This is a genomic window from Rice orange leaf phytoplasma (assembly GCF_001866375.1).
GTDB lineage: Bacteria > Bacillota_I > Bacilli_A > Acholeplasmatales > Acholeplasmataceae > Phytoplasma > Phytoplasma asteris.
Genome location: NZ_MIEP01000001.1, coordinates 67,012 through 88,537, shown reverse-complemented (window position 1 = coordinate 88,537; position 21,526 = coordinate 67,012). Strand labels below are relative to the sequence as shown.

The 21,526-nt window shown below is 27.2% G+C and carries 23 protein-coding genes, 3 tRNA genes, 1 other RNA gene and 2 pseudogenes; 15 read left to right on the top strand and 14 right to left on the bottom strand.

Going from position 1 to position 21,526, the window contains the following annotated elements:
• Nucleotides 1-467 precede the first annotated feature (467 nt).
• From BHE82_RS00445 to BHE82_RS00410, 11 genes and pseudogenes are all read left to right on the top strand, one after another.
• Nucleotides 468-1,244 (top strand): hypothetical protein, encoded by a 777-nt coding sequence (locus tag BHE82_RS00445; protein WP_071345350.1) that lies wholly within the window; start codon nucleotides 468-470, stop codon nucleotides 1,242-1,244.
• Between the two features lie 93 nt (nucleotides 1,245-1,337).
• Nucleotides 1,338-1,892 carry an ABC transporter substrate-binding protein gene (locus tag BHE82_RS00440; RefSeq protein ID WP_071345349.1) on the top strand — a complete coding sequence of 185 codons (555 nt, stop codon included), beginning with the start codon at nucleotides 1,338-1,340 and terminating at the stop codon, nucleotides 1,890-1,892.
• Nucleotides 1,893-2,233: 341 nt separating this feature from the next.
• Nucleotides 2,234-2,554, top strand: a complete 321-nt coding sequence (locus BHE82_RS00435) for a hypothetical protein (RefSeq protein ID WP_071345348.1) — start codon at nucleotides 2,234-2,236, stop codon at nucleotides 2,552-2,554.
• A gap of 42 nt (nucleotides 2,555-2,596) precedes the next feature.
• Nucleotides 2,597-2,833 carry a hypothetical protein gene (locus BHE82_RS00430; protein WP_143549415.1) on the top strand — a complete coding sequence of 79 codons (237 nt, stop codon included), beginning with the start codon at nucleotides 2,597-2,599 and terminating at the stop codon, nucleotides 2,831-2,833.
• A gap of 583 nt (nucleotides 2,834-3,416) precedes the next feature.
• Nucleotides 3,417-3,569, top strand: coding sequence for a hypothetical protein (locus tag BHE82_RS03195; RefSeq protein ID WP_180365480.1), 153 nt, complete (start codon nucleotides 3,417-3,419; stop codon nucleotides 3,567-3,569).
• Nucleotides 3,556-3,711, top strand: a complete 156-nt coding sequence (locus BHE82_RS03190) for a hypothetical protein (RefSeq protein WP_180365479.1) — start codon at nucleotides 3,556-3,558, stop codon at nucleotides 3,709-3,711. Before BHE82_RS03195 ends, BHE82_RS03190 begins: the two co-directional genes overlap by 14 nt.
• 21 nt (nucleotides 3,712-3,732) lie before the next feature.
• Nucleotides 3,733-4,152 (top strand): annotated as a pseudogene (locus tag BHE82_RS00425) (ABC transporter permease subunit); the annotation flags it as partial.
• A complete protein-coding gene (locus tag BHE82_RS00420; RefSeq protein WP_071345345.1) occupies nucleotides 4,139-4,639 on the top strand; it encodes a hypothetical protein in 501 nt (166 codons plus the stop codon). The pseudogene BHE82_RS00425 and the gene BHE82_RS00420, both read left to right, overlap by 14 nt.
• Nucleotides 4,611-5,393 carry an ABC transporter permease gene (locus BHE82_RS00415; RefSeq protein WP_180365477.1) on the top strand — a complete coding sequence of 261 codons (783 nt, stop codon included), beginning with the start codon at nucleotides 4,611-4,613 and terminating at the stop codon, nucleotides 5,391-5,393. Before BHE82_RS00420 ends, BHE82_RS00415 begins: the two co-directional genes overlap by 29 nt.
• A 108-nt stretch (nucleotides 5,394-5,501) precedes the next feature.
• Nucleotides 5,502-5,699 (top strand): hypothetical protein, encoded by a 198-nt coding sequence (locus BHE82_RS03355; protein WP_257608364.1) that lies wholly within the window; start codon nucleotides 5,502-5,504, stop codon nucleotides 5,697-5,699.
• Between the two features lie 17 nt (nucleotides 5,700-5,716).
• A pseudogene (locus BHE82_RS00410) lies at nucleotides 5,717-6,637 on the top strand (Sapep family Mn(2+)-dependent dipeptidase); the annotation flags it as partial.
• Nucleotides 6,638-6,669: 32 nt separating this feature from the next.
• On the opposite strand, the gene BHE82_RS03495 reads toward BHE82_RS00410, so the two are convergent.
• The 3 genes from BHE82_RS03495 to BHE82_RS00405 form a co-directional block, all read right to left on the bottom strand.
• Nucleotides 6,670-6,999: an AAA family ATPase gene (locus BHE82_RS03495; protein ID WP_084024623.1), complete on the bottom strand. Its 330-nt coding sequence runs from the start codon at nucleotides 6,997-6,999 to the stop codon at nucleotides 6,670-6,672.
• Nucleotides 6,996-7,148: a hypothetical protein gene (locus BHE82_RS03185; protein WP_180365476.1), complete on the bottom strand. Its 153-nt coding sequence runs from the start codon at nucleotides 7,146-7,148 to the stop codon at nucleotides 6,996-6,998. The genes BHE82_RS03495 and BHE82_RS03185 overlap by 4 nt, the downstream gene beginning before the upstream one ends.
• A gap of 112 nt (nucleotides 7,149-7,260) precedes the next feature.
• Entirely contained in the window at nucleotides 7,261-7,446 is a 186-nt protein-coding gene (locus BHE82_RS00405; protein ID WP_069028067.1) for a hypothetical protein, read from the bottom strand.
• Between the two features lie 502 nt (nucleotides 7,447-7,948).
• Here BHE82_RS00405 and BHE82_RS00400 point away from each other — a divergent pair.
• Both BHE82_RS00400 and BHE82_RS00395 read left to right on the top strand, forming a co-directional pair.
• On the top strand, nucleotides 7,949-9,664 hold the full coding sequence (locus BHE82_RS00400; protein ID WP_071345343.1) for a DAK2 domain-containing protein: 1,716 nt from the start codon (nucleotides 7,949-7,951) through the stop codon (nucleotides 9,662-9,664).
• A 28-nt stretch (nucleotides 9,665-9,692) separates the two neighbouring features.
• Nucleotides 9,693-9,778, top strand: a tRNA-Leu gene (locus tag BHE82_RS00395).
• 500 nt (nucleotides 9,779-10,278) lie between these two features.
• Here BHE82_RS00395 and BHE82_RS00390 read toward each other — a convergent pair.
• Nucleotides 10,279-10,353 (bottom strand) — tRNA-Gly (locus BHE82_RS00390).
• Nucleotides 10,354-10,372: 19 nt separating this feature from the next.
• Nucleotides 10,373-10,446: transfer RNA gene (locus BHE82_RS00385), tRNA-Thr, on the bottom strand.
• A 200-nt stretch (nucleotides 10,447-10,646) separates the two neighbouring features.
• Here BHE82_RS00385 and BHE82_RS00380 point away from each other — a divergent pair.
• Nucleotides 10,647-10,871 (top strand): cold-shock protein, encoded by a 225-nt coding sequence (locus BHE82_RS00380; RefSeq protein WP_069028065.1) that lies wholly within the window; start codon nucleotides 10,647-10,649, stop codon nucleotides 10,869-10,871.
• 281 nt (nucleotides 10,872-11,152) lie between these two features.
• Nucleotides 11,153-11,577, top strand: a transfer-messenger RNA (tmRNA) gene (ssrA, locus tag BHE82_RS00375).
• 86 nt (nucleotides 11,578-11,663) lie between these two features.
• Here ssrA and BHE82_RS00370 read toward each other — a convergent pair.
• From BHE82_RS00370 to ftsY, 9 genes are all read right to left on the bottom strand, one after another.
• Nucleotides 11,664-12,482, bottom strand: a complete 819-nt coding sequence (locus BHE82_RS00370) for an ATP-binding protein (RefSeq protein WP_071345342.1) — start codon at nucleotides 12,480-12,482, stop codon at nucleotides 11,664-11,666.
• An 82-nt stretch (nucleotides 12,483-12,564) separates the two neighbouring features.
• Complete coding sequence (locus BHE82_RS00365; protein ID WP_071345341.1) at nucleotides 12,565-13,758, bottom strand: DnaD domain protein; 1,194 nt, start codon at nucleotides 13,756-13,758, stop codon at nucleotides 12,565-12,567.
• A gap of 53 nt (nucleotides 13,759-13,811) precedes the next feature.
• Entirely contained in the window at nucleotides 13,812-14,642 is an 831-nt protein-coding gene (gene mutM, locus BHE82_RS00360; protein ID WP_071345340.1) for a DNA-formamidopyrimidine glycosylase, read from the bottom strand.
• A gap of 131 nt (nucleotides 14,643-14,773) precedes the next feature.
• A complete protein-coding gene (locus BHE82_RS03350) occupies nucleotides 14,774-17,347 on the bottom strand; it encodes a 5'-3' exonuclease H3TH domain-containing protein (protein ID WP_257608362.1) in 2,574 nt (857 codons plus the stop codon).
• Between the two features lie 228 nt (nucleotides 17,348-17,575).
• A complete protein-coding gene (locus tag BHE82_RS03180) occupies nucleotides 17,576-17,740 on the bottom strand; it encodes a hypothetical protein (RefSeq protein ID WP_180365475.1) in 165 nt (54 codons plus the stop codon).
• 17 nt (nucleotides 17,741-17,757) lie between these two features.
• Nucleotides 17,758-18,069 (bottom strand): AAA family ATPase, encoded by a 312-nt coding sequence (locus tag BHE82_RS00350; protein ID WP_071345339.1) that lies wholly within the window; start codon nucleotides 18,067-18,069, stop codon nucleotides 17,758-17,760.
• 88 nt (nucleotides 18,070-18,157) lie between these two features.
• Nucleotides 18,158-18,520: a hypothetical protein gene (locus BHE82_RS00345; protein ID WP_071345338.1), complete on the bottom strand. Its 363-nt coding sequence runs from the start codon at nucleotides 18,518-18,520 to the stop codon at nucleotides 18,158-18,160.
• Nucleotides 18,521-18,860: 340 nt separating this feature from the next.
• Entirely contained in the window at nucleotides 18,861-20,225 is a 1,365-nt protein-coding gene (gene ffh / locus BHE82_RS00340; RefSeq protein ID WP_071345337.1) for a signal recognition particle protein, read from the bottom strand.
• A gap of 168 nt (nucleotides 20,226-20,393) precedes the next feature.
• A complete protein-coding gene (ftsY, locus tag BHE82_RS00335) occupies nucleotides 20,394-21,449 on the bottom strand; it encodes a signal recognition particle-docking protein FtsY (protein WP_071345336.1) in 1,056 nt (351 codons plus the stop codon).
• Between the last annotated feature and the right edge of the window lie 77 nt (nucleotides 21,450-21,526).

Here is a 21,526-nt window from a genome sequence, read left to right as displayed (position 1 = left end):
GTTTTTTTGTTTTTAAAATATATTTTTATTTTGTAGTTTTATTTTTTAATTGTTAAATATTTTTGTTATAAATCTCAGTTTATATCAAAATAATACTAAATATTTATTTTTAATTTTAAAAAAACTTAACTTATTTGGTATCATGTGTTATATTTTTAAAATATTAAAATACTTGATACAATATTTAAATACCAAAATTACTGCAATTTTACTATTTATATAAAACAATATTAGAAAGTATTTTTTCAATATTATATAAAATATAAAATCATATAAAAATCATATAAAAAGAAAAGGAAATAAAGGGAAAATAAATGTCAAAGAAAAATAAAGGAGTTCCAAAAGCCAATCAAGCAAATCGGAAATCAAAAGTAAAGAATTTTTTTAGTGCGTTAAAAAAATATTTTTTTACAGATTTTACCAAAAAAAGGTTTTTACATGGACAGTACTTGCATTATTAGTAGTAGGTGGGTGTACTTGGTTATCTTTTATGGCCTAAATCACAAGTTTTAAAAGTGAAATTTTATAATCAAGAAGGAAAAGTTGTCAAAGGGTTTCAAGTTGATAAAAATACTAAACTTTTAGATAAAGATACTAATAAACAAGATTTTGAATCACTTGGTAATAAATTTAGATGGTGTTTGGAATCTGATAAAAATAAACAAGTAGATTCAAACCGAGTTAAAGATTTTCAACCTTTATATGAAAAAGTAACTCAAAGTTTAAATTTATATCCGTTAGTTTTACCAGATGATAAAAAACTAGTTACTTTTAATTTTAAAAAAGGTAATAAAGTTAATGCTTTGGTAGTTGATAAAGGTGCTGATAGTGCTGATGTAAAGACCAAAGTAGATCAATTAGAAAAACCTGCAAATGATAACTTTAATTTTTGTGGTTGGTTTCGTTTTGGATATGGTGGTGAATCCTTTTTAGAACCGTATCAATTTGGAACAAAAGAAGAAAAAGAACAAAGAACAAAAGATCAAAAAGCCTCTAATCAAGTAAATGATGATTTAGTTTTACATGCTTATTTAGAACCTAAAGATTCTAAAGCTGTAACTTATAGTGATTATGAAACTTTTAAAAGTAATATGAAAACAAATGTAGAACACATCAATCCTTTTACTTGGAAAAAAGGTACGCAAATTGATTTTTTTAAAACTTTTATCTTCTTCTTTTGTATATACAGAAGAAATAGATTGGGACAAAGTTGTTCGAGATGGACACGCTTCTTATGCACATGATTTTTCTAAATTTTCACAAGAAACCAATGGTCCAGGAAAAGTTCAAGAAGGCACAACTGGGACTTTATCAACAAAGGTTTAAAAAAGAAATTTATGCCTGATTTATTACAAGATTTACCATTTCATGAAGAATTAAAAGATCTTTCAGGTAATGAGTATTATGAAAAATCAAAAGAAGTAACTGCTACTAAGTTTACATTTAAGTTTAAAGAAGATTTAAAATTTGAAAATGGAGAACCTATTAATGCAGAAACTCTAAAATATACTCTTAAAAGAAGAATAGATCCAAATTGTAAAAATAAACAAGCAGAATATATATATATATATGATGAAAAATATTTAGAATTGAAAAATGCTAAAAAGTATTATGAACAAAAATCAGAAACTAAAGTTGATTTTGAAGAAGTAGGTGTTAAAGCAGTTCAAGGGGATCCTTTAACATTTGAATTATATTTCGATCAACCCAAAAATTTATTCAAAGTAGTAAATAGTTTAAATATGGTTATTTTAGTTCCTCCCAAAAGTTATGATGCTGCTTTTCAAAATGATGCTCAAACCCAAAGTTCTTATGGAACTGTTAACTTCCCTTTCCAATCTTACGGACCTTATGTAGTGAAAGAATGGAGTAATAATCAAAAATTTTTTTAATAAAAATTATAATTATTTTGATAAAAATAAAGTTGCTTATAAATCAATTGTTAAAAGAGTTGTTATGGAAAATAATGTATTTGAATTTATGTTTGAAGAGAAAAAATTAACGCATTACCTTTAATGAATGATCCGATGTATCACAAATATAAACAACATCCTTTATTAAAAATGAGTCCTGTTGATAAAAGACAAACATTATTTTTTTTAATAATTGAAAAAGAGGAGATAAAAAAGCAACTCCTAAATTATTAGAAGATATAGATTTTTAAAAAGCAGTTTTATTTGCTCTTAATAGAAGTGATGTAGGAGAAACTGTGGATGTATTTAGTGATGGATAGTTGGCTGTTGTTCCTAAAATAACTTCTTTTTTAGAAGAACCTTTAATGTATAATGAAAGCGAAGAACACAAAGCAAATATTCAAGATTTTGAACCTGAAAATAAAGCTTATAATCCAACTAAAGCTTATGAATTATTTAAAAAAGCTTATAATCATTTATTTGATGCAGATAAACAAAAAACAGTTGAAATAGAATTTTTAGTTGTTAAAACACAAGAAGAAAGAGTTAACTTAGCTCGTTTTGTAAAAAACCAATTAAAAAATTGTTTTAATCAAGAAGGAAAAAAAGTAGAAATAAAAGTTAATGTGGTTGCTGAATAGAATAATTTTGTTAACCAACTATTGCTGCCTTATAATTATGATATGGTATTTGAACCTGTATCAGGTAGCTCTATGGATACATATTTTTTCAACATGCTAGAACTTAGCCCTAAAAAATGGAGTTTTGGAGTAGGATTTGAATTAGATAAAAAAGTCTTTGATCTAGATTTTGTAGAATTAAAAAAAGATCTAGATGCTTCTTCCAACAAACCAGCTTGGTACAAACAATTTACCCAAGGTCTAGATAGAGTTGTAGAAAAACAAAAGTTAAAGTTTTAGATGGAACTGGCCAACCTCAAAAAGGTTCAGACGGTAAAGAAGTTTATCAAGAGCAAAAAGATGCAAATGGCGAAACTTTAAAAGATGAAAACGGAAATGTTATGTATGTAGAAAAAGAAGTTGAAATAGAACCTAAAGTGCCAGGAGTAAACGAACAAGGAAAATGGTAAGGAAATGTTTCACAATTTAAAACTTTTTTACTAAAACATTAAATGATTCTGCCAATTATTCTCAATATAAACAAAAAACATTACTTTATGTTTTTGGAAAGTTAGAAAAAGTTGTTTTTGATAATTTAGTTGATGTGCCTTTGTCTACTGTAAGAGGTGGATCAGTATACAATGATATGAAATTTTTATGGCCTAATTTTAGTGCTGAATGGAGTTGAGGACCTGATTATTATAAACACTTAACAAGTGGTCCAGATTATAAACTTTAATTATGTTAAAATATATTATTAAAAGATTGCTTTTAGCTATTTCTTGCTTTTTGTTAATTATTTTTTGTTGTTTTATTCTTACTAAAATATCAATTACAAAACCTTTACAACCTCTTTTAATTGTCTGATTTAGCATGGAAAGATATGTGTGAAAAAGAAGGTTATGACAAACCAGCCCTAACTCAGTTTTGGAAATGGTTTAGTCATGTTTGTAAAGGAGATTTTGTTTTTTCAACTAAATTAAATCAAAATGTTTATGATGTTGTTAAAAGTAAAATCCCCATTGATAGATTATAGCATTATTTTTTTTGCTATTATTGTTATGACTTTAGGAACTTTAGTAATTGCCATTATGACACAATATCTTTTTGTTCATGTATGGCATTTATTTCCTTATCAAGTAGCAACTTCGATGGAATGGAAAGAAAAAGGCTTTTAGGTTGGAGTTAATTCTTATTTACTTCCCTTAGCATTTATGACTTTGTTAAGTATGGTTTTTTACATTAGAAAAATTAGAGCCGAGTTAATTGAACAAACCAATCAAAATTATTTTTTGTTAGCTCGCTCTAATGGGCTAACTTTTAGCCAAACTATTAATCGTCATGCCTTAAAAAATTCCTTAGTACCTTATGCTCCTGTCTTTTTTGATGAATTCGTGGGTTTAATTACAGGCAGTTTTTTAATTGAAAGAATTTTTTCTATTGATGGTGCAGGAAGACTTATGATAGAAGCATTCCAAACTCAAGATCAACCTTTATTAATGTTTTGTTTTGGGTTTTATACCTTCATTATTTTAATTACTAATATTTTAGGTGATTTATCATATCGCTTATTAGATCCAAGAATTAAGATAGGGAGCAAAAAAGATGAAAGTGCTTGATCCTAAATATTTTGTTCTGATAAATCAAACTTTGCTTGATAAAAATATTACTTCTGAAAATAAAATTGTTGGTTATTATCGCAATACTTTTAAAAAATTATGGAAAAATAAAAGTACCAAATCAGCTTTATTTATGATTTTGGTAGTCTTATTTTTTACTGCTGTAGGACCTTTTATTAATCTTCTTCCTAAAACTACTCAAGAAAAAGAAAAATCTTGGATTGCTTTATTACCTCCAAAAATCCCTTTTTTAGAAAAATTTGGTATTTGTGATGGTACTAAAAAAGTAGATTTATATTTAGATGAAATTGAGCAAATTAAAAAATTTAATCCTAATATTATCAAAAAACAACAAGCCATTAAGGACAACAAACAAACAGTTATTTTAGATGCTTATCTTTATTGTGAATATAAAAAGTCATCTATTAATTTAACTTTTACCCAAAAAGAATATGATCTTGACAAACAAAATAAAAGCCTTATTTAATAGTACTCCTTTGCAAAATGGATTGTATAGAGTAAAAATTCGTTTGTTTAAATATGTATTTAACAAAACATCTGGAAAAATTTATTTTTATTTTGGTACTACTCATGAAGGAAATGATTTGTTTACTCAAATATGGAAAGGTTATTTTATTTCTCTTTCCCTTGCTTTTATTTTTTCGGTTTGTACTTTAATTATTGGTACTATTATTGGAGCTATTTGTGGTTATTATGGTGGTTTAGTTGATTTGATTGTTAATAGTATTGTTGATTTTTTAAGCTATTTGCCCTTTATGACTTTGGTGTTGGTGTTAATGCTAAAAGTAGGTATTTCTTTTTGGACTATTATTGGTGTTTTTCTAATTAAAGGTTGGATTGGATCTTTTTATTATTCACGCGCTTCTTTTTATCTTTATAAAAATAAAGAATATATTATTTCTGCAAGAATGCTTGGAGCCTCTAATTTGCGTATTATGTTTAAACATATTTTTCCCAACATAATAGGACTAATGATAACTAGTTTTACTCTTGCTATTTCAGGATTTATTTTAACTGAGGCAGTTTATAGTTTTGTAGGAGTTATTAAATATCCTGAAGTATTTATTAGTATTGGTGAATTGCTTGATAAAAGTTTTGATAAAATTGGGTCTTTTTCTTATTTATTAATTTTTCCGATGAGTTATTTAATTTATTTAATGTTTGCTTTTAATTTGTTGGGAAACAACCTTAGAGAAGCTTTTAATCCTGCTTCTAATTAGTTAGAATGGTGCATTTTATTTGTAAATGTTTGATACAGTTTTGATATAATTAAGTTTAATAAACAATTAAAATAAAAAAATATCCAAAATCATAAAAGAGGTTAGATAATGGTTGATTTTAAAAAAGAAGTTTTAAAAAGAAAAAATGCTTTAATCGAGAATTTTCAAAAATTATTAAGAATTAACACTAAACTTACCACCTTTGATTCTCATAGAAAAGGAGATCCTTTTGGCGAAGGCAACCAACAAGCCCTTAATTTTATGTTGGATTTAGGTAACCAAAGTGGTTCAAAACTCTTAATTTAGAAGGTTAAGTAGGTCACATGGAATATGGAGAGCAAAAAGAATGGGTTGGTATGATTGGTCATTTGGATGTTGTTCCTGCAGGAACTGGTTGGACTTATCCTCCTTATGAAGCTTTAATTGTGGATGATAAAATTTATGGTAGAGGTTCGCAAGATAACAAAGGGCCTGTGATAGCTTCTTATTTTGCTTTAAAAATATCAAAAGAACTCAATTTGCCTTTATCAAAAAGAATTAAATTTATTTTAGGTGTTGATGAAGAAACAGGATTTCGTTGTATGAAACACTATTTTACCAAATTACCTAAAATGCCTGTATCTGGTTTTGTTCCTGATAGTCATTTTCCTGCTGTTTATTGTGAAAAAGGACTTGCATTTTTTAATTTTGAAGGTGAAGTTTCAGATAACAAAATTGTAAGTATCCAAAGCGGGCAAGCCTCTAATGTAGTTCCTAATTTGGCAGAAGCACTTTTAGTTTATGATCCTGTTTATAAAACTTTATTTGATGAATATATGCAAAAAAGTGATATGAAAGTATCTTTAAAAAAATATTCTAATTTGTGGAAATTAACTGTTTATGGCAAATCAACTCATGGTTCTACTCCTGAAAAAGGAAAAAACGCTCTTTATGATTTGATGAAAATGCTAAAAGTATTAGGAATCAACAATAATTTAGTTAATTTTTATGATAAATATTTAGTAGATAGTTTAGATGGTAAAAAATTAGGGATTGATAATTATGATGAAGAAACTTATAATATGGTTTGTTTTTCTGGAGTTTGTAAATTAGAAAAAAATAAAACTTCATTTGCTCTTAATTTGAGATATCCTAAAGGAATTATGTTTGAAAAAATCCTTTTTCAATTAGAAAAGGCAGCTAAAGAGAATAATTTTCTTTTAAAACAAGGGCTTCATTATCCTATTATGTATGTTGATCCCAAAAGTGATTTAATGAAAACATTAGTAAAAGTTTATCAAAAACATACTCTTGATTTTACTTCTAAGCCTATGGTAGCTGCAATTAAAAATATGGGCTTAGTTAGGTTATTTTTTTCGATAGTTAATTCTTCTTTGAAAGCCGTAACAGCTTCACTTTGTCCTTTATGATACTCACGTATTTGTGTAAGATCAACAAAAACCTCTTCACATTCATCAACAAAAATGATAGCACCACCGTGTTCATCAGCAATTTTTCTTGCACTATCAAATAAAGAATGTACTGCCTTTACACTTTCTCCTACATATTTTTGAGCAAAATCAGCAACAGTATATTTAGCAACATATTTAAAATGAGTATCTTTCATAAAACAATTAGCAAAAAGGTTTTTCCAGTGCCAGGAACTCCATATAATGACATTCTTTTGGGAGGATCTATTTTACCTTTACCTTCAAACATTTTGGCATTTGTAACAAAATCTAGTACTTTTTGAGCTGCCAATTTTTCTTCTTTCATTTCAAATAAATTATCCATATATTTTTTGTTAGGATTAAAATTGTTTAATTCAAATTGAACTGGCGCATGGAGTGCATCTATAACACTCCATTTGGGAGTTGAAGGTGATTTTTCAGATAAAGATGGAGTTTGTGTTATGGTAGGTGGAGTTGTTCGTTGGTTGTGGTTGAAATTGAGGTCTAAAAGCTAAAATTAAAGCTATTGCAACTAAAGAAAAAGCAATTAAAGTAATAGCAGTTCCGATTTTAAATGATTTATTCAAAAAATTTAAATTGAGATCTTTTTCTTGATTATCCATAAGATAATTTCTCACTTTCGTTTTATTTTGTTATTTTTAAAAGTTAGTTGGTTGTCAATAAATCAAACAATTATATTGTTATATCAAATTTATAAATCACTATTTTTATAACTTACCTAAAACTTTATAAATGAATTAGTTTTTATTTTAATGAATTGATTATCACAAACAAAACTTTTTTAACAATTAATAATTATTTGATTATCTCTATTATATCTCTTTCAAAAAAAATAAAACAAATTTAAATAAAACAAATAACAAACTAAATAATTCTATCAATAATCTCATAATTTTACTTATAAGTCATAAAAAACTAAATTTTTGCTCCCTTAACTTATTTGTTTTATAAGAGAAAAATTAAAATATGTTATAATTAAAATAGGTTTTTATTTACCTTAAATAAAAAAACTTTCCTAATCATACCAAATTAAGAAAAAAATACTCCATTTCTTATTATTATCTAATTATATTAAAGAAATTTTTTCGAAGAAAGGCAACCAAGATGAACAAAGATAAAGTTATTCAATTTATTGATGGACAATTATTTAAAAACATGATTACTAACGGAGCTATCAATTTACAAAACAACTACCAAACCATTGATAATTTAAATGTTTTTCCTGTACCAGATAGAGATACAGGAACTAATATGAAAATTACTATGATGTCAGGCGTTAAAGAAATTAGCAATTTAGAAACTCGTTCCATAGTAGAAGTATCCCAAGTTTTATCAAAAGCATTATTAATGGGTGCCAAAGGCAATTCAGGAGTTATTTTATCCCAATTTTTTGCAGGAATGGCACAAACTTACCAAAAACTCAATAAAGAAACTATCAATATTAATGATTTTATCCATTCACTTGAAGGAGGCTACCAAAAAGCTTACCAAGCTATTATAGAACCTCAAGAAGGCACTATTTTAACTGTTTTTCGTAAAGCTGTTAAACAAACTCTCAAAGCTAAATCCCAATTTAGTACTATTGAAGATGTTTTATCCAATTTCTTACAAAACGCCCAAAAAACTCTTTTCCAAACAACTGAATTATTAGAAGTCTTAAAAAAATCAGGAGTAGTTGATAGTGGAGGGGCTGGCTTTGTTGAAATCCTTAAAGGAATGTTATTATTTTTACAAGACCAAAAACTACTTCAAGTAAACCAAAATACCCAAACACACACAAATCCTGATAAAATACAAAAGTTGGGACAAGTTAATATTAAATATACTTATTGCACTGAATACATTTTTCAAATCAAAGAATCCCAAGAAAAAAACCTTGATATGAAACAACTTAAACAAGTTTTATTACAAATAGGAGATTCTTTAGTTTTAGTTAAAGACCAAGAAATTCTAAAAATACATATCCATACCAACAAACCAGGACAAGTTTTAGAAAAACTCTTAACTTATGGCACATTAAAGGTAAGCAAAATTGACAACATGAAAGAACAACATCAATCAATTTTAGATCAAAAACACGACACATTTACCCTACAACAAGAACCTACCCCAGACCCAAAGTCACCTTCAAACTTACCTAACTCAAATAAAGATCAAAAATATTTTTTTATTGCATTTGTAAATGATACCAAAAGCCAAAAAGTCTTTGCTGACCTTAAAGTAAATCACATTATAAAACAATCTAATTTTAACCCTAATACTTTTGAAAAACTTCTTCAAACAAATACTTCCCAAAACATCATTATCCTACCTAATGACAAATCTCTTTTAGAAAAGCTTACAACCCAACTAAAACAATTACAAGGAACCAATCAAGAAATTGTCCTTTTACAAACTAAAAACATCGCTCAAGGATACAGTGCTCTTTTAGCTTTTGATAAATCATTGGATTTAGTACAAAACAAAACTATCATGGAAGAAACTATCAAAAACATCCAAACAGGAAAAATTATCTATGCTGATAAAAAAGATGCTAAAAAAATATCCAATCAAACTCTTTTAGAAAAAGAATATTTATCTGTTTGGGAAGAAAAAATAATAGCTACTAATAAAGATAAATATCAAGCATTAAAAACATTACTCCAAAAAATGATTAAACCTAATCAAACCTTTTTAACTGTTTTTTATAATCCTTCATGTACTGATGAAAAAGAATTAGAAAAACTAGAAACTTTCTTAGAAACTAATTACGACCACATTGAATTAGAAACCTTAGAAAGCCAAAATAACAACATTCCTTACATTGTTTCATTAGAATAACAAAAGTGATCTATAAGATCATTTTTAAGCGGATATGACGGAACGGTAGACGTGCATGCTTGAGGGGCATGTAAGAAATATCTTGTGTGAGTTCAAATCTCACTATCCGCACCATTAATTTATTTATTTTAATTAAAATTCATTATATTATATTAAAAACCCCCTTTTTATTAAGGGGGTTTTCTTATTAGATTTCATGAGATTTCATGTTATTAAGAAATATAAAACAATAATAAAAGATACAATAATTACAGTAATATAGATAAAATGTTTGTTTATTTGTTTCATTTTAAAATCAACTTTCTTATGTATTTAAAATATTTAATATCATTTTATTATTGTTAATTGTTATCTAAAATTACATAACTTGCCTATATTATACATAATTTTAATAAAAAACAATTGCAAAGATATTTTATTATATTTATATTTTATACTGAAATTATTCCCACAATAAAACAAAAAGCAAGTTTTAATTAAAGCTTGCTTTTATGATATCTATAATATATATTATTATATTAATTTAACAATTAAACGCTGTTATTGGGGCAAAAAAAGCTAAATAATAAAGTTTTTTAATAAACAAATATAATACATCTAAATTATATAATGTATGGAGCGGGCGAGGGGAATCGAACCCCCGTCTCATGCTTGGCAAGCACGTATAATAACCACTATACGACGCCCACATCATCTTAATTTTGGTTTTGGTGCCCTTAACAAGAATTGAACTTGTATTTCAGCATTACCATTGCTACGTTCTGCCGTTAAACTATAAGGGCTTAACATATTTTATTATATCAAAAAAAATATCAAAATGCAAATTTTTGACGAAAAAAATGAAAATTTTACCAAAAAACGTCAAAAAAGTAAAAAAAATAAAAAAAAGTGTGTAAAAATGTTTGACTCTAAAAATAAATGAGTTATAATAGATAGTAGGTTATGAAACCGAAATAATTTAAAAGAAGGAGTATTATTAATAATGCAAGACAAAAAACAACAGGGAACATGTAGATGGTTTTCTAAAGACAAAGGCTACGGATTTATCGTTTCAGCTGATGGGAAAGATATTTTCGTACATTACAGTTCTATTCAAACTGAAGTCTTTGGAAGAAAAACACTTAATGAAAATGACAAGGTTGAATTCACCGTTAAAGAAGGCGACCTCGGAGCTCAAGCTGTAGATGTTGTTGTAGTTAACGAATAATTTCATTAATAATCGAAAAAAGGAAGGGATGCAAATCCCCTTTTTTGTTATATATATTGATATTGAGCTTTTTGTTTGCTTGTGTAATTTTGATTTGAGTTTAGTTTAATTTAGATAATTTTATCTTTGGCGCTTTTACAAAATTTTAAATTTATTGGTTATAATTTTTGAGTGGGCAAAAAGAATAAATTAATCAAAATATGATCCATTCCAAAAACACAAATAACAAATCTAAAAATAACTTGATTTAAAAAAGGTTTTTTGAGTTAAAATAAAAATATGGGGATGTTTTGGATTTGCCAAGATCAACGAAATTTATATAGCATATCTTGGTTACGCAAGTAAAAACGTCGAGGTTATAATAACCGGAAATAACAAACAAACTGTAACAAATACACAAGATTTTGCTGGACAAACTCCAGTTTATCAAATGAATTTTGCAAACAGTTTTTCTTCACAATTAGCTTTTGCTTAAATAAATAAGCAAAACCCGCACTTAAATTAACTTACGATTTAAGGAAGGCAATAAGGTAAGTTTTGCTAATTGGGTTTGTCTTTGCTCTTTTAGCAAATATCAAAAAGACTAGTAATTTATGGATTTTGTTTGTTTTTTCATAAATTGCGAACTTACAAAATAAACTAAATATGTAGAATATATAAATTAAAGTGATTTTGTACATGGGTTCGACTCCCATCATCTCCACCAAAATAAATTATAAATTATTTGCTTGTGTTATTACGTTTTTTCAAAAAAGAATATTTTTAATCCTTGACCAAGTTAAAACTGTCTTATTAGGAATCTTGTTTTTCGGAAAAATCATAAAAGTGAGTAAGGGTACGAATTTTTTCAATAATTTTGTATACCTTAACTTCACTATTAGCATTTTCAGCTCCATGCAAATGCAATAAATAATTGTGCAGTTCATTAAAGGGCAAATTACTACTAATAAAAAGGGGCAACTTTTTTTCAGCTCTATCATACAACAAAGGAAGCAAAATTTCATCACGAAACCAAGGTGTCATATTTTCTGAACCTAGGTCATCCAAAATCAAACACTTAACATTTTTTAATTGTTTCAACCTTGTTTCTAAAGTATTATTATACAAAAAATTTCTAAATTTTCTAGTTATATCAGGCATAAAAAGAAAAATAACAGAAATTTGTTTTTGAATTAATTCATAAGCTATTTTTTTCAAAAAAATAGTTTTTCCAGTATTAAAAGAACCCGACAAATAAAAACCTTTGGTAGATTTTTCAAAATGTTTAATAATTTGTTTCATCTCTTTTAACGCTTTTTGCTTAGAATCATTATCCACTACAAATTGCCTCACTAAATGAGCATCAAAATTAATGCTACTATCAAACAATTCATTTTGCGATTGCCAATGTTCCTTAAAATAAAGAGCTTGAGATTTAACAGTAGGAACCCAAACAACTCTTAAAGGATTGGTTTTTATTTCTTGGCGATTCCCATATTCATTTTCTTGATCTTTGGTGAGCAAATAATGATAAATAACTGGCAGTTCATCATCAGAGATATCTAAATTTTTGGTTTCTTCGCATTGTGCAATCATTTTCCTAATTTTTATTTTTATATCTGAAAATTCCATAAATTAATTTTTCACCTCTTTTGCTTTTGTAAAATTTTATCAAATTGAATTGATTCCTTGTAATAATAAATCGTCCAAAAAATTATGACTGTTTTTTCTTTTTAAAATCTTCTAACCATTTAGGAGAAATTTGTGGTTTTTTTAAATTAGATCTAAACTTAGTTTGGGATTGGTTTTTTTCTTGTTCCATATAAAAATCATATGCTGTTTCAGTATCAAAAATCCCTTTTTGCTCCCAAGATTTTAAGATTTTTTCCAAATAAACCACTGAGGGCACAAAGCCTTTTCGTTCCAAAATATAAGTTAAAAGCACATTGACTATCCCCGGTTCTAAATTGTTTCTTTCCATAAATTGAAAAACAGTATCAGCCGCAGTGGCTTGCATATTTTTAGGACAATGATTTATAATAATTCTTTGAGTAGAATCTTTACGTTTGAGCAAAGCAATCGTATCTTGTTCATTATATTGCGTTTTTTTCGCAAAAACCAAATTTTGATTTTGAGTATGCATCTGATAATATCTTTTTACACCTAGGCTTAATTTGGATAATTCGATTTCGCTGGGCTTTGGAAAAGTTTTTTGATATATTTCCGAAAGTGTAGCTTCATCTAAATTATAAACTAAGCTTAATTTTTGAATAAAATCACTTGTTTGATTGCAAGTTAAAGATGGTTTTTTGAAACGTTGGGGCAATTTTTGCAAAAATAATTTATAATCAAAAGCGTTATTTAAAAACTGTCTTGGAGAAGAATTTGTTTGGTTATTGGGACAAGTAAAATCAGTTGGTAAATCCATTTTTTGCACTTGAAACAAATCATCAAATTTTTTACTAATGTCTTGAAAAGCGTCCCAATTATTTTTTTTAGTGGAAGCTTCTTTACTAAAATGATTTTGCAAACTCAAAAAAGTAGCCTCTCCCACTTCACTTAATAAAAAATTACTAAAAAGAGGGTCTTTAAAAAACTCTTGAGATCTGCATGGCAAATTAAGCCAATAAATTCTTTCTTGGGTTTCGGAATTGCAAAAAGTTTGGAGCAAATTAAGAGCTTCTAATTTTTCTTGTGCTTCTAAAAAATCATTTTTTGAAACCGCACTCAAATCAAATAAAAATTGATGTTGATAAAAAATATTAGGTTTTAGAGTTGCTAAAATATGATAAATACCAAGCGCATGAGTGCCTATTAGTGGTTGATAAAGCAAACTTAGGCTTTGATGGTCTTCAAGCGACAAAAAAACTGAATTTTTGATTTGAAATAAATTTAGATGACTAAGCATAAAAACCTCTTTTTTAAAAATATTGATCTATTTTATAGTTGAAAATAAATCAATTATAATTCTTTATTAGGATTATGATTTTGACAAACAGGACAAAGATAAGTACCTCTGCCGCCAACTTTGATTTTGATAATTTTAGTTTGACAGTTAATACAAGGCTTATTAACTTTGCCATGCACTTGTAATTTGTTTTGAAAATAGCCTATAATGCCTGGCTGAGATTCAAAAGTACTTACAGTAGTTCCGCCCAGTTTAATGGCTTTGGTAAGTACTTTTTGGGAAATTGTTACAATTTCTTGCACTTGTTCCAAAGACAGTTCGCAAGCTTTAGTTTCAGGATGCAATTTTACTAAAAACAAAACTTCATTAACATAAATATTGCCTAATCCAGAAATTATTTTTTGATTTAATAAAACTTTTTTCAAAGCGCTTTTGGTCTTTAATATTTTTTGATACAAAACAACTGGATTGATTTCAAAAGGATCTAAGGCTAGTTGATGCAAGGTAGTTTGGGTTAAAAAAATGTTCTGATTCTTAACTTCAAATCTACCAAATTTCCTAAAATCATAATATCTTAAAGAACTTTTATCCTCCAAAATAATTGCAAAATGTTCGTATTTGTGTTTAGGCTCATCGCAAGGTTTGATAAATAATTTTCCTTCCATTCTTAAATGCCCTATTAAAACTAATTCTTGAGTTAAAAAAAATAATAAAAATTTACCTTTTCTTTGAATATCCAAAATGGTAGTTTGTTCAATTTTTTGAAATTCTTTGGTATTTTTAACAGCAGGCTCATAAAATACCTTAGTTGCAACAATTTTTTTTCCTATTAACTGTGTTTTTAAAAAATCTACAATAATTTGGACTTCAGGTAATTCTGGCATGCATTTGCTCCTTTTTTATCTTTGTTTTTGGATTGCAATTGTTCTTATGTTTTTTCTTTTGCTTTTTTATTGGTTTGGATATTTAACATTTCTATTTTATAAATAAATTATAAATAATAAGATTTGTCCAATTAAATATTACCATTATCTAAAATAAAAAAATAATTCAAATGTTTAGAAATTAAATCTATGTTTTGTTGCAAATAATCATTTAAAGCAAAATAAGTAATTTTGGCAGTTTCATTGTTTCGTTCTAAATGGCGCAATAATTGCAATATGACAATTTTTTTCATATCTAAAATATTTTCTTGTAAAAAAACATATAATGTTTCTAAATCAAAATTCGGAGTTAATTTTTGATTACCAAAAAAAACTTTTCTTTTCAATAAAGTTAATGCATATTTTTTTTCTTTGATTTGTTGTAATAAACTTTGATAATAATTTATAATTTCATCATCCAAACTTAAATATTGATGGATAAAATCTTGGGCACAATTCGAAGAAATATTTAATTCAGGGATAATTGTTTTTATCCACGCATCCACATCAAAATTCGTTGTTTCAGAAAGTTTTTGAGAGTCCTTTTTGATTTCTGATTTGGGCGCATTTACAAAAAATTGTAAAGTTTGTTCATCATTTAAAAGATGATTGTTTTCAATTTTAAAGTAATTTTTAATTTTTTGAATATTTCCTAAAGTAGCTAAAATTTTTAACGAAAAGCAAAAAAAATTATCATTAATTAAATAATTATAAGATTTTTTATTGTTTATTATATTTAAAAAACAACTATTTTGATACCCAAAAACATCTTTGAATGATTTTAATTGGTTGATGTGAGTTTCTTGTTCTTGTTCTTGATTATTTTTGAGCTTTATGTTTGTGTCTTGGTTTTGATCTGCATCTTTTTCTTGTTCTTGTTCTTGCCCTTGATTTGTTTTTGGTATTTTTTCTTGTTGTGTCTCTATTTTTTCATCCGTATTTTTTTCTATTGGCTGTGCTTCTATTATTTGTTTTTGTTGTACTAAATTAGTTTCATATTCTAATTGGGCTAAAATATTTGATAAGGGAAGTTCTATTTCTTGAAACAAAAATAATTGGTTTTGAGCTTTTAAATGATGCAAAACGCTATTTTTGATGGCGTGTAATAAAAAAGCTTTAAAAGCTACTTTTTGCTCTAAAATAAAAATGTTTTGAGATAATTGGCTTACATAATTTGTGTTATTCAAAATATCTATTTTGGCTATAATATGACTAAATTCAAGATTTTTCAAAGGAAATAAAAGATAAGAAGCACAAACTAAATCAAAGATAACTCCGTTGAGTTCTTGATGTTTTGTTTTTAAAAAAAGTTGTGTTGCTTGATTGTGAAAAACAATTTTATAAAAATTAGCGTCTTTTAGGTAATTGCAAAAGTTATTATTATCAAAAGCCAAATTAGCATCTATAAAAAAATGTGTATTTTCATTGGAAAAACCAATTCCTTGCAAAAAAATATTTGAGTCATTTTCTTTTTCTAACTCAAAAAAACAAGCCCAAATTTGGTGTGGTTGGATTTGAGCCAAAAAAGCATTTAGAGAATTTTGGTCTTTGATAATTTGAAAATGAAAATTGTTTTGAGGTGGGTTGGCGCCTTGTTCTTGAACTTTTGGAGCGTTATTATCATTATTTTTAGTGGTGTTGTTGTTGATAGGTCTGTTTTGATTTGTTTGACTTAAATTATTATCATTTTCTAAATTGCTATCTTTTTCTACTTCTTGCACTTCTTTGGATTTGGGGGATGCTTCCTTATTATTATAATTTGCATTTGTATTTTTGGTATTTGGTTCTTTTTCAATTCTTGCATATTTGGTAATAGCTAAGCGTCTAAAATCCATTTCTTCATAAAAATTTTTAAGGTTTTGCGCCAAACGTATTTGTATTTCTGTTTGCATACAATCAAAGGGCAAGGGAACTTTAAGGTCAATTGCGGTAAGTATTTTGCTAAGTTCTAAATCAGCTTGGGAATTTTGGATTTTGGTTTTTAAAATAGGTTTAATGTTGTCTAAATTTTGCATCAAATTATCTAGGGAATCGTATTCTTGTAATAACTTTTGAGCAGTTTTAGGTCCTATTCCAAACACTCCTTTAATGTTATCAGAAGGATCGCCAATTAAACTTTTATAATCAATCATTTGATATTCTTTAAGACCGTATTCTTCAAACAAAGTAGGAGGTGTGTAGCATTTAATTTCACGCAATCCTTTTTTTAGCAAACAAACAGTAATTTTTTCATCTACTAATTGCAATAAATCCTGATCACTTGAATAAATAGATACTGTCTTATTTTGATTGCTTGCTTCTTTGGCTAAAGTACCTATAATATCATCGGCTTCGTATTCGTCTTGGACATGATATTTAACGCCGATTAGGTCTAAATATTGTTTAATCAAAGGAATTTGACTAATCAATGCAGAAGGTGTTTCTGGTCTTCCTTGTTTGTAAGCATCGTATAATTGGTGTCTTTTGGTAGGTTTATGAGTATCAAAAGCTACTAAAATATAACCTTTCGTTTCTTCTAAAATTTTTTCAAACATTCTAATAAAAGACAAAAGAGCATTAGTGTAGATCCCTTTTTTATTTTGCAAAAGGGGTTTATATTTGCTTGCAGTTGCGTGATATGCTCGAAATAAAAGCGAATTGCCATCAACTAAAACTAAATGTTTCATTGTTTCTCCTATTTATTTTATCGTTTAGCTAATAGCCAAAATTGGATTATAAGTTAATAATGATTGTTTTATTTATAAGGTACAAAAGGAAAATAATTAATATAATATTAAAAAAAGAAAGTTTGTAAAAACTTTCTTAGAATACAAGGTTTTGTTTGGGTTTTTATTTTATTGCGTTTATAAAAAGATTTTATAATTTTAATTATAATGAGTTTTTTAATGAAGTCTTTAAGGCAAATCAAATCCATAAATAACTTTAAAAGATTTTTTTAAGTCTTCAATTCTAATGTCACTTTGCCCTTGGGTTTCGTAGCGAGCATTGATAATTGCATCATCTAAAAGATATTCCATAGTGCGTTGTCCTGTTTTGGATTTATCAGTTAATTTTTCCAATGCATCATTAATTGTTGTTAATAAATATTCTTTTGCAGTTGAGGTGATTGGTGTTTTTCTTTTTTTTCAATTAAGAATTCTAAGAATTTTTTTCTACCATTTGTATCTAAGGGTTTAACTTCTATGTGGTAGTTGAGGCGTGATTTGATGGCATCGTCTATTTGATCTAAGTGATTAGTAGCTCCAATTACGAAAATAAAAGCATCAGGGTTGTGGGGGCAGTGGTTTCTTAATGAAATAATTTCGGCTTTGAAGGTGTTTAAGATGTCTTTCATTTTTTGGTCTTCTTGGTTGATAAGTTCCATTTTTTTATACTTGGTCGCATTCATCGATGAAAATTACTCCCATACCATTATTTTTGTTTAGATGCCATTCAGCTCTAATGAAATTAAACATCACTCTTATAATTTCGATTCCTTATTCGCGGGTTTTGGTGATAAAGTCGGAGGGGGTAAATTCAAAACAGCCTGCATCGGTGGAAGGGGAGGTTTGTCTTGCTTGTGACATAAATGCTATTGCTAATAATGTTTTACCTTTTCCTGGGATTCCGTGTAGTAGGAGTCTTTTGGGTTTATTGATTTTTCCTGCTTTTTGGAACCATTCAGGATGAGATACCATTGCTAAAATGCGATTACAAGTTTCTTTTTCAGTTTCCATGCCAATTATGTTTGCAAAATTTATATTGTTTACTATATCATCATTTGTTTCTTTACAACGTTGGGATACTAAAGGATGTGCGCTAAATTTAGTAAGAGGTTTATTGGCATCATATTGTTCCATTTGTTTTTGATATTCTTTAAATTTTTGTTGTTTGTATTGATGATATAAGTTATATGAAAAATAAATTGTTAAAGTGGTTGTTAAAATAAATAATAAAATGCCAATAAAAATTTTAAAAAAGTTTTCTTTACTTTTAGTTAATAGGTTTATATTTGTATTCCTTTTGGATTTTATAAAAATGCAGCAATTTTTAATAAAAAATGTAATTTATTTATTATTTAATATAACACAAATAATTATTCATTTTGTTTTAATTAATGATAAATTAAAGTTGATTTTATAAAAATATTAAAGGATACAAAAATACTTAATAAAAAGATTTTATAATTTTAATTATTTATTATTCATACATATCACGAAAAAAAGCCATCGGATCATTTTGTAATTTATCAAGATCTTGATCATCAAAATGTTGCATTTGCTTAGCTAATTTTTTTTGTTTTTCTAAAAGGGTAATTAGCTTGTTAACATCACTTAATTGATTACCAGAACCTTTGGCAATTCTTTGTCTACGTCTACTGCTCAAATCAATTAATTGAGGATTTTTCTTTTCTTGTTTAGTCATACTTTGAATTAAAACTTCAAATTTATTAAATCCATCATCACCTAAACTGGCAGAAAATTGTTTCATCTTACCACCTAATCCAGGAATAAAACTTAACAATTTGCTGAAAGAACCCATTTTTTTTAATGTTTTTAATTGTTTTTGAAAATCATAATAATTATAACTATCATCAAATAATTTTTCCATCATTTGTTTACTTTGATGAGGATCAATTTTATCGGTAACTGTCTCAATTAAAGTTAAAATATCTCCCATTCCTAAAAGACGAGATGCCATTCTATCAGGATTAAAGGGCTCTAAACTGTCAATTGTCTCTGAAGAAGAAACAAATTTTAAAGGCAGATCTGTCATTGCTCTTACTGATAAAGCAGCTCCTCCTTTAGTATCTGCATCCATTTTGGTCAAAATAACTCCAGTTGCTCCTACTTGATTATGAAACGACTGAGCAGTATTAGCAGATTGTTGTCCTGAAAGACAATCCACAACTAACAAAATTTCTGAAGGATTGGCTTTGGCTTTAATTTGTTGCAATTCTTGCATCATTTTCTCATCAATATCAAGGCGCCCCGCAGTATCAATAATTACTGCATCATATCCTTCTTGCAAAGCATGTTTTAATCCTGCATCTACAATATCTAAAACAGCAGTGTCAGATTTAGAAAAAACATCAATATTGATTTGTTTACCAATAACTTTTAATTGTTCTACTGCTCCTGGACGATAAATATCACAAGCTACAAGCAAAACTTTTTTACTATTTTTTTTACGCAACCAAAGAGCTAATTTTCCTACAGTAGTCGTTTTACCGCTTCCTTGCAACCCAATTAACATTAAAGTATCCAAATTACAATTAGACTTAAAAGTAAGATCTGCACGAGTAGAACCCAAAATTTGAATTAGGGTTTCGTTTACGATTTTAATAATATGTTCTTTGGGGTTCAGTCCTTTTAAAACTTCTTGTTTCAAAGTCTTTTTTTCAATAATTTCATTAAACTTATCAATAACTTGTAAATGAACATCAGCTTCTACCAAAGAAACTTTAATATCTTGCATAATGTTTTGAATGTCTTGTTGTTCTAGGATTTTTTTCCCTCTAATTTTGTTAATAACTTTTTGTAAGCCTTCACCTAATATACTCATATTTTTATCTCCTTTTTGATGTTGTGAAATTTGTTTTTGTGGGGTTTAATTTTTTGTTGGGGCAATGTTTTTTAAATATTTTTGAATTCTTTATTTTTGATATAATAATTTTTATGTTTTTTTGTGTTTGTTTTTCGTTATTTGTTATTTTTTCTTTATAATTAGCAATTATAAAATATCTTCAGAAGTAAAAAAACCTTCAAATAAATTAAAAAGATAATTTTTAACATCAAAAGTAATTAAATCTTGGGATTTTTCGCCTACACCAATATATTTAGTGGGCAAATTGTATAAATATTTAATTGCAAAAACAATCCCTCCTTTGGAAGTGCCGTCAAGCTTGGTTAAAATGGCTCCTGAAAGTGGAGTTGCTTGATTGAACAAATCAACTTGATTAATAGCATTTTGCCCTGTAGTAGCATCCAAAACTAAAAAAGTTTGTAAATTGGAGGCGGGCAAATGTTTGCAAATAACACGATTAATTTTTGCTAATTCTTGCATTAAATTAGTTTTGTTTTGTAATCTTCCAGCAGTATCACACAAAATAATATCATAATTTTGACTTTTAGCAAGTTCGATGCCTTCAAAAATAACACTTGCAGGATGAGCTGGCAAAGGCTTGCAAAAAACTTCAACACCTACTCTTTTTGCCCAAATTTGGAGTTGTTCTACTGCACCTGCACGAAAAGTATCAGCAGCAATCAATAATACTTTTTTGCCTTCTTGTTTCAATGCTTCAGCAATTTTTCCAATAGTAGTTGTTTTTCCTACTCCGTTAACTCCTGTAAACAAATACATTTGAGGCAAATTATTTTGAGATTGAAAAGTGTCTTTGGGATTTGTTGGGTTGTAATCTTGATTTTGTTTTTCTTGTTCTTTTTCTTGTTCTTGCGGACTTTCTAATATGCCTTTCATACCTTTCATATTTTGATACAAATCAAACATTTTAGAAACAACAACAGAAGGAAGCTTTTGAGGATTTTTAATTTGAAATTGATTAATTTCATCTTTGATAGCTTGCATCAAAAAAAGAGTGGTTTTAGTACCAAAATCAGCTTGAATTAACAAACTTTCTAATGCTTGTAATAGGGTTTTTTCGATATTGTTAGATTGTTTCAAAAGAGTTTGAAAATCTAGAAAACTAGCTTTGGTTTTTTTAAGACCTAGTTGATATTTATCATTATTTTTATTTTTAAAAAATTTACTTTTCAACCATTTAAACATTTATAAACTCTCCTTTTTGAAAGTAATTAAAGTATCAAAATAAAAAACTTATACCCAATTATTATAACTAAAATACT

Bases quoted from the DNA above. Each gene is read 5' to 3' on its own strand.
- BHE82_RS03495 (WP_084024623.1), bottom strand. From the start codon at position 6,999: ATGAAAGATACTCATTTTAAATATGTTGCTAAATATACTGTTGCTGAT.
- ftsY (WP_071345336.1), bottom strand. From the start codon at position 21,449: ATGTTTAAATGGTTGAAAAGTAAATTTTTTAAAAATAAAAATAATGAT.
- mutM (WP_071345340.1), bottom strand. From the start codon at position 14,642: ATGCCAGAATTACCTGAAGTCCAAATTATTGTAGATTTTTTAAAAACA.
- BHE82_RS00380 (WP_069028065.1), top strand. From the start codon at position 10,647: ATGCAAGACAAAAAACAACAGGGAACATGTAGATGGTTTTCTAAAGAC.
- BHE82_RS00405 (WP_069028067.1), bottom strand. From the start codon at position 7,446: ATGGATAATCAAGAAAAAGATCTCAATTTAAATTTTTTGAATAAATCA.
- ffh (WP_071345337.1), bottom strand. From the start codon at position 20,225: ATGAGTATATTAGGTGAAGGCTTACAAAAAGTTATTAACAAAATTAGA.
- BHE82_RS00420 (WP_071345345.1), top strand. From the start codon at position 4,139: ATGAAAGTGCTTGATCCTAAATATTTTGTTCTGATAAATCAAACTTTG.
- BHE82_RS00430 (WP_143549415.1), top strand. From the start codon at position 2,597: ATGGTATTTGAACCTGTATCAGGTAGCTCTATGGATACATATTTTTTC.
- BHE82_RS00365 (WP_071345341.1), bottom strand. From the start codon at position 13,758: ATGCTTAGTCATCTAAATTTATTTCAAATCAAAAATTCAGTTTTTTTG.
- BHE82_RS00400 (WP_071345343.1), top strand. From the start codon at position 7,949: ATGAACAAAGATAAAGTTATTCAATTTATTGATGGACAATTATTTAAA.
- BHE82_RS03355 (WP_257608364.1), top strand. From the start codon at position 5,502: ATGGTTGATTTTAAAAAAGAAGTTTTAAAAAGAAAAAATGCTTTAATC.
- BHE82_RS00345 (WP_071345338.1), bottom strand. From the start codon at position 18,520: ATGGAACAATATGATGCCAATAAACCTCTTACTAAATTTAGCGCACAT.
- BHE82_RS03185 (WP_180365476.1), bottom strand. From the start codon at position 7,148: ATGAAAGAAGAAAAATTGGCAGCTCAAAAAGTACTAGATTTTGTTACA.
- BHE82_RS03195 (WP_180365480.1), top strand. From the start codon at position 3,417: ATGTGTGAAAAAGAAGGTTATGACAAACCAGCCCTAACTCAGTTTTGG.
- BHE82_RS03350 (WP_257608362.1), bottom strand. From the start codon at position 17,347: ATGAAACATTTAGTTTTAGTTGATGGCAATTCGCTTTTATTTCGAGCA.
- BHE82_RS00440 (WP_071345349.1), top strand. From the start codon at position 1,338: ATGCCTGATTTATTACAAGATTTACCATTTCATGAAGAATTAAAAGAT.
- BHE82_RS00370 (WP_071345342.1), bottom strand. From the start codon at position 12,482: ATGGAATTTTCAGATATAAAAATAAAAATTAGGAAAATGATTGCACAA.
- BHE82_RS00350 (WP_071345339.1), bottom strand. From the start codon at position 18,069: ATGAATGCGACCAAGTATAAAAAAATGGAACTTATCAACCAAGAAGAC.